Annotated in this window: 12 protein-coding genes; 5 read left to right on the top strand and 7 right to left on the bottom strand. The window is 36.9% G+C overall.

What is annotated here, in order from left to right; translation table 11 throughout:
• Nucleotides 1-175: 175 nt before the first annotated feature.
• From DNK85_RS02240 to DNK85_RS02220, 5 genes are all read right to left on the bottom strand, one after another.
• The gene (locus tag DNK85_RS02240; RefSeq protein WP_119327954.1) at nucleotides 176-658 is read right to left on the bottom strand and encodes a hypothetical protein; all 483 of its coding nucleotides are present in this window, start codon (nucleotides 656-658) and stop codon (nucleotides 176-178) included.
• Nucleotides 659-682: 24 nt separating this feature from the next.
• Nucleotides 683-1,369 carry a hypothetical protein gene (locus DNK85_RS02235; RefSeq protein ID WP_119327953.1) on the bottom strand — a complete coding sequence of 229 codons (687 nt, stop codon included), beginning with the start codon at nucleotides 1,367-1,369 and terminating at the stop codon, nucleotides 683-685.
• Between the two features lie 423 nt (nucleotides 1,370-1,792).
• A complete protein-coding gene (locus DNK85_RS02230; protein WP_235842350.1) occupies nucleotides 1,793-3,202 on the bottom strand; it encodes an APC family permease in 1,410 nt (469 codons plus the stop codon).
• A 79-nt stretch (nucleotides 3,203-3,281) separates the two neighbouring features.
• On the bottom strand, nucleotides 3,282-3,884 hold the full coding sequence (gene recR, locus DNK85_RS02225) for a recombination mediator RecR (RefSeq protein ID WP_119327952.1): 603 nt from the start codon (nucleotides 3,882-3,884) through the stop codon (nucleotides 3,282-3,284).
• 26 nt (nucleotides 3,885-3,910) lie between these two features.
• The gene (locus DNK85_RS02220) at nucleotides 3,911-4,234 is read right to left on the bottom strand and encodes a YbaB/EbfC family nucleoid-associated protein (protein WP_119327951.1); all 324 of its coding nucleotides are present in this window, start codon (nucleotides 4,232-4,234) and stop codon (nucleotides 3,911-3,913) included.
• Between the two features lie 210 nt (nucleotides 4,235-4,444).
• On the opposite strand from DNK85_RS02220, the gene DNK85_RS02215 reads away from it, so the two are divergent.
• Both DNK85_RS02215 and hemW read left to right on the top strand, forming a co-directional pair.
• Entirely contained in the window at nucleotides 4,445-4,879 is a 435-nt protein-coding gene (locus DNK85_RS02215; RefSeq protein WP_157968199.1) for a universal stress protein, read from the top strand.
• 21 nt (nucleotides 4,880-4,900) lie between these two features.
• On the top strand, nucleotides 4,901-6,043 hold the full coding sequence (gene hemW / locus DNK85_RS02210; protein WP_119327949.1) for a radical SAM family heme chaperone HemW: 1,143 nt from the start codon (nucleotides 4,901-4,903) through the stop codon (nucleotides 6,041-6,043).
• 449 nt (nucleotides 6,044-6,492) lie between these two features.
• Here hemW and DNK85_RS02205 read toward each other — a convergent pair whose 3' ends face one another.
• Nucleotides 6,493-6,897 carry a hypothetical protein gene (locus tag DNK85_RS02205; protein WP_119327948.1) on the bottom strand — a complete coding sequence of 135 codons (405 nt, stop codon included), beginning with the start codon at nucleotides 6,895-6,897 and terminating at the stop codon, nucleotides 6,493-6,495.
• 107 nt (nucleotides 6,898-7,004) lie between these two features.
• On the opposite strand from DNK85_RS02205, the gene dnaQ reads away from it, so the two are divergent.
• Together dnaQ and DNK85_RS02195 are read left to right on the top strand one after the other, a co-directional pair.
• Entirely contained in the window at nucleotides 7,005-7,733 is a 729-nt protein-coding gene (gene dnaQ, locus DNK85_RS02200) for a DNA polymerase III subunit epsilon (RefSeq protein WP_407919657.1), read from the top strand.
• 236 nt (nucleotides 7,734-7,969) lie between these two features.
• Entirely contained in the window at nucleotides 7,970-9,139 is a 1,170-nt protein-coding gene (locus tag DNK85_RS02195; RefSeq protein ID WP_119327946.1) for an NAD-binding protein, read from the top strand.
• 54 nt (nucleotides 9,140-9,193) lie between these two features.
• On the opposite strand, the gene DNK85_RS02190 is transcribed toward DNK85_RS02195, so the two are convergent.
• Complete coding sequence (locus DNK85_RS02190) at nucleotides 9,194-10,672, bottom strand: RHS repeat-associated core domain-containing protein (RefSeq protein WP_119327945.1); 1,479 nt, start codon at nucleotides 10,670-10,672, stop codon at nucleotides 9,194-9,196.
• Between the two features lie 202 nt (nucleotides 10,673-10,874).
• Between DNK85_RS02190 and DNK85_RS02185 the strand changes: the two genes are divergently transcribed.
• Nucleotides 10,875-11,843 (top strand): lipoate--protein ligase, encoded by a 969-nt coding sequence (locus DNK85_RS02185; RefSeq protein WP_119327944.1) that lies wholly within the window; start codon nucleotides 10,875-10,877, stop codon nucleotides 11,841-11,843.

Below are 11,843 nucleotides of genomic sequence, written 5' to 3'. Positions count from 1 at the left end.
ACTTCGCACAACAAATAATCCTAAAATAATGTAAGTTAGGCATTCTAAAGTATGACGAGTATCGTTAAAATAATGCTTAAGTAGCTGCTGAAGTTCCTTTGCGTGTTCCATGCTTCTTTTTATTACGTTTTTAGCAAAACAAAAATGACATGAAAACACTTAAAAATAAAGGGCTTCAGTGGCTACTGTCCTGTAGTGTGGCATAAAGTAGATAAATTCTAGCTACAACAATGCTTGGGGTTACTAAATTCTCTAATATATCTATTCTACCTGCCTCTAGTATTTTTGAAGTAACCTCAACACAGTTATCTCCGTTGTACTGATATAACTGATAGTTAGGAGGATTGCTAGTCAACGAGTCTGCCATACGTTTCATCATTTCATATCTCTGCTTAGAAATGAATCCTGTATAGGATTTCGACTCTCGTTCTCTATCTTCTGGTTCATGACGACTCATATGGCCCGGCACTGCATAAGGTAATAATAACTCACCTAAAGAAACATCACCCAAAGGTCCAAAGCTATATGTGTAAGTATTGGTGCCATTTGAAAGCTTTATCCAAGTGTGATATCCGTCATAGCCTCCTAAACCATCAGAGTATAATGAAAAACTATATTTGGAATCACAATTTTCTTTTTCAGAACTTATCTCTAACATTTTTATCTCTCCTCATTAATTGAATTAATTAAACTTAATATCTTTCTTTAGCTTTCTTAATATTTTTTTTACCAAGAATATACAAAGAATTAATAGCCCAATAACCAAGCTTACTAGTAAAATGACAAAGGAACCTACTCCTAAGAACATAAGGAAACTGGCTAAAGTTGATACAGGTCTTTTAAAACTACCAGCCATTAGACGCACTTCAGGAGCTAACTTATTTAAAACCTCAAGCCCACCCAAGTATTTAACCTCCATTCTTTGAGATCCAAATGGCAGAATGACCCTAGCCACTGATTTAGCAATATGACTTCTGGAATATCTCCCACCAAACGGCTCACTTAACAACGTTTTGACTCTACAATTAACCACTTTCAGTTGTTGATATATGCACCACTCAAGTTTAAACTTTTGGCAATTATTGCACTCATCTAAATAATCAGGGATATGACCGTCAATGAGTTTTAATGATTCTTGACTTTCTTTTTGAAAACGAATATCAATTTCATACCGCCCAGGAAACCAAATAAAATAATCCAGCGTCACTTCAGAAGGTTTGGATAAATCAATGGGTGCACTGGCAAAAACCCCTGTTGCCAATTTGTCTGATATATACGTCACTACACAAAACAAGAGCAAAAATCCATAAAATAAAATTATTATCAATTTGAAACGCTTGTGCTTTCTATTACCTGTATTTGCTAACATATACGTTGCCTACCCGCCTTCATTTGGTTAAATGCGTTTACCAATGAGCTCTATCAGTTTCATTAGTTGCTTATTTTTTCCAAGCCTTCAAAAATCAGCTTTTAGCATAATCAATCCATATGATAAGAAGTTAAGCGCGGGGGATATAAAATAGAGTTGCCTCGGATTAAGCCTAGATCATTATCTCTAAAGATCAAATTTTATTCTTTAATTTTTGGAAAATCCTTCTTACGCATAAGCGCACTGCAAACAGCAATATTGCCCACAACTGTATTACATAAACGTGGGCTGAGCGTCAGTCGAAGCCCTTATAGAGATCTTTGCATTCCCTTCGACTTCGCTCAGGGCACGAGATAGACTTCCCTCAGGGTGCGGTGTCCTCCCTGGCTTTGAGCTAACAGTTAATTTATGTTTGATAACCAATTATCCTGCTTGATAATTCCGCGTTATAACATAAGGAATCACTAACGCTATGATAATCCCTGTGAGCAATAATAGATCAAAGTTTAATGCTGACATCGTAACATCTGAAGTTGGGATAAAGCCAACACTAACAGCAATAACACAGCCAATAAAACCCAAAACTGCCATTGTTATAGTCCCTTTTACACCACCAAAAATAACATATTGTCCAGGTTTTGGTTGATTTTGGCGACGTAATTTAATCGCCGCGGCAAACATGCCAATATAGGCTAATACAGCAAGTTGTGCGGTTAATGCACTTAAAAACCAATAAGCCGAGTTGACGCTTGGCATCAAGACATAGCTTAAACAAAACAGTGAAAAGATAATGCCTTGCAAAATAAGTACTTTACTTGGCGCTTCATATTTATTAGTTCGTGCCAATCTTTTACTAATGAGTCCATCCTCAGCAGCAACTGTAAAAGCACGTGATAACCCCATAATCCAAGCAGCAACTGTTGTAAAGGCACCAAGCACCAAGGTTAATGCGATAACATCTGACATCCATGGCATATTAAACTGCGTAAAGAAATAATTAAACGACGCCATAAGCCCTGTAACAATATCCACCTGACCACCGGTATCACTATTAACGGTAAAAATCGCAATATTGGACAAGATAAGCGACAGCAAAATAACAATACTGGAAATCAGTAGCGCTTTAGGGAAGTTTTTCTTAGGATTTTTAACATTTCCCGCATGAATGGAGCTCATCTCTAAACCAAACAAACTAAACATTACCGTTAAGAATAATCCCCAACTGCCAATATTTGCAAAGCTTGGTAATACATCAGAGATCGTTTGTGGCTTTAAAATAGGTTGTCCTGATAGCACCCAAAATAATGCCAAACCAATAATTAATAGCATCGGCATTAAGGTCCCTACAATTGCACCAATTACACTTAAGGTACTTGAGGTTTTAATGCCAAATAAATTAATAATAGTTGCTACCCAAAACATGCACAAACTCATGCCAATCATATACGATGGACTCATGACAAGTTCATTAGGGTTTAAGCCAAACCAAGGTGCGATAATATAAGCAATAATCCCTGCAAAGAAACCACAGATTGAGGGGAACCACACAAGGTTATAAACCCACTGCAGCCATAAAATAACAAAGCCTGTTTTGGCACCAAAGGCTTCTTTTGTCCAGAGATAGATTCCACCATTTTTAGAGTAGCCTGTTGCCATCTCTGCCGTTAATAATGCACATGGAATCAAAAAAACAATCGCCGCCAAAATATAGAAACTCACCACGACCCAACCGGCTTGCGCGGTAATTGAAATATTACGTAAGCTATCAACGGCAATAATATTAATCATTACCAAACGCAATAGCGTCAGCGATTTTGAGGATGAAATCTGCATATTTTCACTATAATTTTATCTAAAACGCCAAAATTATAACGATAACAGAAGCAGTTGAATAGCGCTTTTTTTACACAAACTAAAAACTGACCCGTGCTTTAAAGGCATGGGTTAATGTCTGTTGATCAAGATACTCAAGTTCACCGCCAAATGGTACACCAAAACCAATACGTGAGATCGTACATCGATATTCTTTTAACATATCTGAAATAAAATGTGCTGTTGTTTCACCCTCAACAGACGGACTCAATGCCATGACAATTTCATTTACTTCAAGGCTTGCAACAAGCGCTTTAAGTTTAGGCAGTTTAAGCTCATTGGGGCCTATTCCATCCAAAGGTGAGATCCTACCATGCAAGATAAAATATTTGCCACCATACACACCCGCTGATTCAATCGCCATCATATCAAGCATATTTTCGACGATACATAGCTGTGTATTATCGCGTCTTGCACTACTACAAATATGGCAAAGTTCCTCTTCACACAGCATATTGCATTGCTGGCAGTGCTTTATGGCAACAAGGGCATTCTCAATCGCTTGAGATAACTCATGTGCTGCTTGTTGTTTTTTATCCAACAACTGAATGGCCATGCGTTGTGCGGTTTTTTTCCCGACACCTGGCAACACTTTAAGCGACTCGATCAAGCTTTCGATTCTGGGGGAAAATAACTTTTGCATAGCAAATTAAACTTAAAAGCGCATGCTTAAAATGGAAATTTAAATCCAGGGGGTAAATTTAAACCTTGAGTCATGTCTGACATCGAGTCTTTATTGTTTTCCTCAACACGACGAACGGCATCGTTAACGGCAGCAGCCAATAAATCCTCAAGAATTTCTTTGTCTTCTGTTAACAAGCTTGGATCAATCTCAACACGTTTAACATCATGTTTTCCTGTCATGGTGATTTTAATAAGACCGGCACCTGATTCGCCTATTACTTCTAGCTTTGCTTGCTCTTCTTGCATTTTTTTCATCTGATCTTGCATTTTCTGCGCTTGCTGCATGAGCTTACTCATATTCATATTCATTGAGAATGACCTCTTTTTATCTTTGACTTTTATTGTTTAGAAAACAAATTAAAACAAAACAGCCGCTAGCTTAAAATTTTACCCCTAAGATTTCAACTGCTATTTATGACTCATTGTTATTTTTAGCGGTGCTTTGACTATCTTTTACAAGGGAAGTTTTTTAGAATGACTAGCATTAGTACCGTTAAAACACAGTATTGGAGATTGAGGATGAAAAATTACAAACATATTTTACTGGCAACCGACTTGCACGCTGATAACAAACCCGTGATTGAACAAGCTGTTGCCTTGGCGAAACGTAATAATGCCAAACTAAGTGTCGTCAATGTTTTACCACATATCCCTTACTATATGGCATCAGGGGTGCCCTCTATCTCAGATTTAGAAGATTACCTAGAAGAAGAAAATCTCAAGCATTTAAAAGCACTTGAAGCACAAATTGACCTTGAGGCAGACTTTCATTTATTACATGGCTCACCTAAGCGTAAAATTGTTAAGCTCGCAGAAGAACTTAATTGTGATATTGTTGTTATCGGTAGCCATGGTCGTTATGGTGTTGAGCGCTTTATTGGTTCAACAGCAAATGGTGTGTTACAACGAGCACATTGTGACGTACTCGTTATTCGCATTGGGCAGCCAAAATAATTTCTCTTTTTCTCCTTTTCTATGCTAAAACTCCCTCCTTTAAGCCTTTACATTCATTTTCCCTGGTGTGTTAGAAAATGCCCTTATTGTGACTTTAACTCACATCACTTAAAAGGCAACATCCCAGCCGAGACTTACTTACAAACGTTATTACTTGATTTGCAGAGCCACATGAGTGATCTACAAAATCGACAATTTGAAAGCATTTTTTTAGGAGGAGGAACGCCTTCTTTATTCCCCAGTGTTGAATTATCACAACTTTTTGAGTATTTATTTAAGCACAAATTTATTGCAAAAGGTGCTGAGATTACCATCGAAGCAAACCCTGGCACGATTGAACACGGTAAATTCACCGACTATAAAACCATGGGCATTAATCGCGTCTCACTTGGCGTGCAAAGTCTACAAAATGATAAATTAAAGGCGCTTGGTCGTATTCACAGTGCACAAAATGTCTATAACGCCGTTGATGAATTAGTTCATGCCGGATTTGATAATTTTAATATTGATTTAATGCACGGCTTACCTGACCAAAGTGTTGATGATGCACTATTTGATTTGCGCGAAGCGTTGGCATTAAAGCCAACACATTTATCTTGGTATCAATTAACTTTAGAGCCCAATACTGCATTTGCTGTCAAACCGCCAAAATTACCTTGCGAAGATTTATTATTCACTATTGAGCAACAAGGCAAAGCATTGATTAAATCATCTGGGTTTACACAATATGAGACTTCTGCTTATTGTAAGGATAATGAGTATCAAGCCAAACATAACGTAAACTATTGGCAGTTTGGTGATTATATCGGTATTGGCGCAGGCGCCCATGGCAAGATTACTTTGCCTGAAACAGGTATTCTCAGACGCCACTGGAAACGCAAAAATCCAAAACTGTATATGATCGAACAAAAATTTCCCTATGGTAGCTGTGATATTGCCACTAATGCGCGCCCTTATGAGTTTATGTTAAATGCGCTACGCTTACAGTGTGGTTTTTCAGTCATGCAATTTGAAAAGACCACGGGACTTAGTATTAAGGATATTACAGCACAACTCAATGAGGCAATTACTCGTAAGTTACTCACAAGAGAATCAGGATACTTTATACCGACTGAGCTTGGTCAGCGATTCCTAAACAATCTTTTGCATATATTTCTGCCTTAAACCCCATTCTCTTCAGTACATTTCATGCAAAAAATACCCGCACAAAATTGATTGTTTTATATACATGTGAATTTTTTTATAAAAATTTAATGCTACTACACTGGACATGGTTATAATTATTTATTATGATCTAAGCACTCCTCAGATTATGCTTTGTTATCACGACAATACCCCAGTTAAGTGATAGCAAAGGCAGCTGAAACTCGACCCCCATTTGAGTATCAACAAGGAATATAACAGCAAGGATAATCTGAGGACTTGCAATCTTTAATCTACTTCAAAGACGCATTAAATTTTTAATTAAGCTAAAAACTCTTACCCAAAATTACCAGTTTGAATTTGCTAAGCTTACTATCGAGAGTTTTGGATTGCTTACAGGCAAGTCAACAATCTAGCTTGCCAGGATCGCGACCTTTAAAATTTGACGATGATACAGCTTATTTTTATTATTAATTAGCGATGACATCACTTGATGTAGGCTCTTTTGGCGGCATCGACTTCCTTGCATTAGCACGTTCAATTGGCGTTTCAAAAGAAGTGCGTAACACTTTAAACCCGTGCTCTTTTAATAAAGGCTTGATTTCTTTTAACATTGTTTGGATAGACGTTTTTTGTGTTTCAATATCCAAAACAATCTCACCGATTTTATGATTAATCGTCACATTATAAGCATGCAGCTCATCAGCGATCATTTGATTGGTAAATAATGCCTTGCCCAAACTTGCATAGTCTTTATGTGATACATTATCTCCTTGCTGCGAGGTAAATAAAATATTAATTTGCTCCTTGCCTGAACATGCCAGTGCAGCATTCACTGATAACAATAACCCGATTGCTAATAAAATTGTCTTCATCTTCCTGTCCTTTATTTTGGTTAAAATAACACAAACCATTATGTCAAACCTTACCCAAATTCGCTATACTCCTTGGCATACTTTTCTATATCTGATGAATTAAAATCATGCGACAAATATTTTTGGATACTGAAACTACAGGCTTTGACTTTAAATCAGGACATCGCATCATCGAGCTTGGTGCCGTTGAAATGATCGATCGCAAATTAACCGGTAATAACTTACACTTTTACTTTAAACCCGACATTGAAGTTGAGGTAGGCGCCTTGCAAGTCCATGGTTTAAGCAATGATTTTTTAGCTGACAAACCACTATTTAGTGACAAAATTGATGAGATTATGACGTACCTTGGTCAGTCTGAACTGATTATTCATAATGCAGGATTTGACGTGCCATTTTTAAACTGGGAGTTGCAATTATTATCTCCTAATAAATGGGGAGAGCTTGAACGCCACTGCCATATTATTGATAGCTTAATCATGGCACGCCAGAAGCACCCAGGACAAAAAAACTCACTCGATGCACTGTGCTCACGCTATGGCGTGAATAACAAACATCGCACACTGCATGGCGCACTTCTGGATGCTGAGATTCTTGCAGATGTCTATTTGATGATGACCGGGGGACAACTGGATTTATTTAGTCTTATGACGCCAACTGCTGAAGATAATAACAATGCAAGCACATCGACTAATAAAGATATATTAACTTCTGCAGATAAAACGCTTAACTTGGTTGATCTATTGACCCTACATCCACAGTGTGAAGCACATGATGACTATCTAAAACTTCTAGATAAAAAATCAAAAGACCAAACCTTATGGCGGTGCTTATAACAAAGACAAAATATGCCGAGTAATAAGTAAAAACAAATTGAGTTTTAACTCAGTTACTCCCGTGCAGCACAAGCTGTACGAGCGTCCCCTCAAAACCAGAGGTAATAACTCATACAACTTATTTACGCATCATTACCTACCTTAAGCACGTTTCATATTGAACTTTATGTTAATGTTGTCTATGTTTATATGGAATATCTATTACACAGCGATCTCACCAACACTAAGGATAGCTTATGCCAAGGTTAGCACACCTTTTCAAAGAAAGGCTCATGCGCTTCAACATTCCCTTATTCTTTGCTATTTTACTCTTTTTAAATGGTATATTCGCCATTTTGGTTGGTGTCTTTCCTTTTATTGAAGCAGCCATTCATGATGAAGGGGTGCAATTAGTTAACCATATTATCGCAGGACAAGGGTTCAAAGAGTTTAATACGGTTATATCCTGTTTTATTGGCTATTTAATGTTACTGATTGGTCGTGGGATTTATCGGCGCTTACGTTTTTTCTGGATATTAGCATTATTAATGCTAATTACTCTTTTCTTGACCAATATCTTTGTGCATTACCGCTCAGGTTTTTTGACTTGGTTTTATTTTGTTGAGATTGTTGGACTTAGCATTAGCTGGAAAGTATTTAATGTTCGCTCGCAAACCATCAAACTCAGTTACGCCCAATTTATCGTTATTTTGTCCTTTATTTTGGCATTCCTATATGGCGTGGTTGGTGCTTATCTACTACGCGATCAATTCAATAGTATTAAAGATTGGCCAGATGCTATCTACTTTACTGTAGTCACTTATAGCACTGTTGGTTATGGCGATATTACACCGATTACTGATGAGGCACGCCTTTTCGTTGTTTCAATGATTTTTATAGGATTAGGTGCATTTGCTGCTGTTTTAACCTTTATCGTTAGTGCCTTTATCGATCGCTTGCAAAATCTATTTCAAACATTTAACAAAGGGAAAAAGCATATGAAAGATCATGTGATTATTTGTGGCTTAAATGATTTAACGCATATTATTATCAGTGAATTGCAACAACAAAACAAAAGCTTTCTCATTATCGATAGCGAACACAGTGAAACCGCTGATAGTGCTGCGCTTAAATCTTTAACACTTCATGGTAATGCCAACGATCCTGATATTCTCGATAAGGCAAGCATTGTCGATGCCCATGCAGTGATTATCGCTTACGAAAAAGATGCTGATAATATTATTACTTTATTGAGTATTAATGAGTTTTTAAATGATCATCAACCAGCAAAGGCAGCTAAAATCACCATTCGTATCAATCAAAAAAATAATATTAACAAAGCAAAATCTTTGGGTGCTGCTGAAGTTATCTCACCACTGGTGATGGCAGCTAATGCAATGATTAATAGCAGTCTTGCCAAAATATAAAATGAAATATGCAAAATTCACTTATCATTTTGCTAAAACAGAGTGTCTATCAGATCAAGTTTGATCTTCTAAACTGAGCGCTGCAAAGCGATTTACTATCTCATCGAAATCAAGTGTAGGATTGTTGTTAACTGCACGTCTTATCCCTATTGTTGAGCTCTGCAAATATTTTATATCTATAAGCTCTTTGCTTCTGGGAGAAATAGGAGGAAATTGCACAATTTGATCCGCATCAATAATGACAATTTCGTCATTATCTCCATAGCGAGCATTTCCCGGGACATAGTAATCGTACATATACATCCCACCTTCATTAGTTAATGCATCCCAAAAGTATTCAAATATTTTTTGGGGTTCAACCTCTTTACCTTTGACATATCTTGTTACTAAATGCTCTTGACCTTTATATTTCACAGCAAAGGCAAAACCATCTCCGTTTAACTTATTTAAAACCTTCGCATTTCTTTCTGGTGTATTAAGTTCTGTACGATCAAGATTATTATCATGACTCTTCATTATTTTTAGAGCCCATTCATTATTCTGTGCATCTTTAAATATTCGTATCTCTTGTGCATAGCCTCCTCCTTTTAATGTGCGGATAAAGCGGGTATCTTCCGGAAGCATTTGGTCTCCTGGTGACCATTGAGTTGATTGTGCAGTTTGTTGGTCAACATTAAAATCATCATTATTTTCAACAGGCTCTGTTTTACTTAGATCAACCCCATCTATAGTTAAGGCAGTTTTAGCAAGTGTTTCAAAAACATGCCCACTGAGATCAATCCCCATTAATGGATTGTTATTACCATAGAAATAACCATTGATTAACCCATCGCTATTAAAAGCATAACTATCCGCTTGCATAAAGCTTCTTAAACTTGGATCGTAATCACGCGCTTTGAGATAATATAAACCGGTTAATGGATCAAACATATAGCCCGAATATCGAAGAGGATTGGTTGCAAGATTTAATGATTCACTGCCATTTTCCGCCTTCTGTCCTCTGCCCTCCGTCTTCTGAACACCATACACTCCATACTGATAAAACTGTGGCTTATTACTTAACTGACCAATCACCGAACCATGACGGTTATGTAGCAGAGTTATTGCAGTGCCATCAATACTACGCACACTCACCGTATTTGCAATTAAATACGCGGATGATTGTATCCCATCGGTGGAATTTAGTAATTGACCATGACGTGAATAATAATGCACAAGTGTTCGATTATTACTGTGAATGACTGCACGCAAACCATTAGAGTAGTAGTAATAGCTCTCGCCACTACCTGATGCTAATTTTATTTGTGTTAACTGGTTAGCACTGTTGTAACTATATTGTATATTTTTATTATCTCTTGCCAGATCACCAGTAGCATCATACTGAATTGCTGATGCTGCTAAAGCATTTGAATGGTTATCTACACTCATGTTATTAATTGAATCTACACCATGCATCGAATAAGCCATGCTTTGCGTTAGCAAAAGCAATGACATCACCATGCCAATAAATAGCTTTGTTTTAGTTGTAAACATTTTTCACCCCATAATGAATTGTTAAATGAGTTATTAATAAACCAAAAAAGAATAAACAGTATACAGCAACGTAAGGGGAAAGAATAATTTTAATTTTTTGACATATCAAATTTAAATCAACAGAAAGAAACGCTGTAAAATATTTTATGATGGGTATAAACTGCCACTTTATCAAAGCTTAATAAGTCACACAAACTATCGTATGAATGTTTATATTGCTACAAGTCATAACCCTTTTTATAACCTTGCCGTTGAAAACTGGCTTTTTCGTGAAATGTTGACGGATACGCCTATTTTATATTTATGGCAAAACGCCCCTTGTGTAATTATGGGACGGGCCCAAAACCCTTGGCGCGAGTGCAATATTGATGCTTTAAACAATAGTAATATCCCAATTGTCCGCCGCCAAAGCGGAGGGGGTACGGTTTATCATGATTTGGGTAATTTAAACTACACTATTATGGCAAAATCCAAAGATTACGACAAAAAAGCAAATCTGGCACTGATTGTTAATGTACTTAAAAACTGCGGCATCAACGCTTATGCTTCCGAGCGTAATGATATCTTAGTAACACATGAAAATACTGATTATAAAATCTCAGGAAGCGCTTTTCGTGAGACCAAAGACAAATCCTTTCATCATGGCACCTTACTGATCAATGCTGATACCAGCAAGCTATATCACTATTTGCATCATAACATTGATAAGTCATTAACGGCCAAGGGGGTGCACTCAAAGCGCTCAAGCGTTATTAACTTGGCAACAGTCAATCCAAACATTAACGTTGAGAAAATCCGTAATTGTTTTTTAAATCAGTTTAATCAACACATCACCTATATCCCCGAATATATGGAAAATAAACAGGTTATCAATGAAAAAAACACCTTGCACACTTGGCAATGGCGCTTTGGCAAAACCTTGCCCTTTAGTCGCAATTTTGTTTTTGAAGGTGACGACATCACGCTTGAAATTAAACATGGACAAATTGTTGCATTTAAAAGTAATGCCAATAAATATTTTAATCTAAAAACTTATTTCGAAAGTAGAAATCCAATCTACACCCAACAAAACTTTAGTCTTTCTGGTCAAGAAGCACTAGATTTTACAGCACAAGAACAGGCACTATTAACTCACCTTTATCAAAACACTGCCAATGTAACGGGAGAATAA

It is taken from the genome of Cysteiniphilum halobium, assembly GCF_003574425.1.
Classification (GTDB): domain Bacteria; phylum Pseudomonadota; class Gammaproteobacteria; order Francisellales; family Francisellaceae; genus Caedibacter; species Caedibacter halobius.
The sequence above is the reverse complement of the archived record's forward strand: the minus strand, read 5'-3'. Positions and strand labels throughout refer to the sequence as shown.

Coding starts and splice junctions, on each gene's coding strand:
- dnaQ (WP_407919657.1), top strand. CDS start 7,005: ATGCGACAAATATTTTTGGATACTGAAACTACAGGCTTTGACTTTAAA.
- DNK85_RS02185 (WP_119327944.1), top strand. CDS start 10,875: ATGAATGTTTATATTGCTACAAGTCATAACCCTTTTTATAACCTTGCC.
- DNK85_RS02220 (WP_119327951.1), bottom strand. CDS start 4,234: ATGAATATGAATATGAGTAAGCTCATGCAGCAAGCGCAGAAAATGCAA.
- DNK85_RS02205 (WP_119327948.1), bottom strand. CDS start 6,897: ATGAAGACAATTTTATTAGCAATCGGGTTATTGTTATCAGTGAATGCT.
- DNK85_RS02235 (WP_119327953.1), bottom strand. CDS start 1,369: ATGTTAGCAAATACAGGTAATAGAAAGCACAAGCGTTTCAAATTGATA.
- hemW (WP_119327949.1), top strand. CDS start 4,901: ATGCTAAAACTCCCTCCTTTAAGCCTTTACATTCATTTTCCCTGGTGT.
- DNK85_RS02230 (WP_235842350.1), bottom strand. CDS start 3,202: ATGCAGATTTCATCCTCAAAATCGCTGACGCTATTGCGTTTGGTAATG.
- DNK85_RS02240 (WP_119327954.1), bottom strand. CDS start 658: ATGTTAGAGATAAGTTCTGAAAAAGAAAATTGTGATTCCAAATATAGT.
- recR (WP_119327952.1), bottom strand. CDS start 3,884: ATGCAAAAGTTATTTTCCCCCAGAATCGAAAGCTTGATCGAGTCGCTT.
- DNK85_RS02195 (WP_119327946.1), top strand. CDS start 7,970: ATGCCAAGGTTAGCACACCTTTTCAAAGAAAGGCTCATGCGCTTCAAC.
- DNK85_RS02190 (WP_119327945.1), bottom strand. CDS start 10,672: ATGTTTACAACTAAAACAAAGCTATTTATTGGCATGGTGATGTCATTG.
- DNK85_RS02215 (WP_157968199.1), top strand. CDS start 4,445: ATGAAAAATTACAAACATATTTTACTGGCAACCGACTTGCACGCTGAT.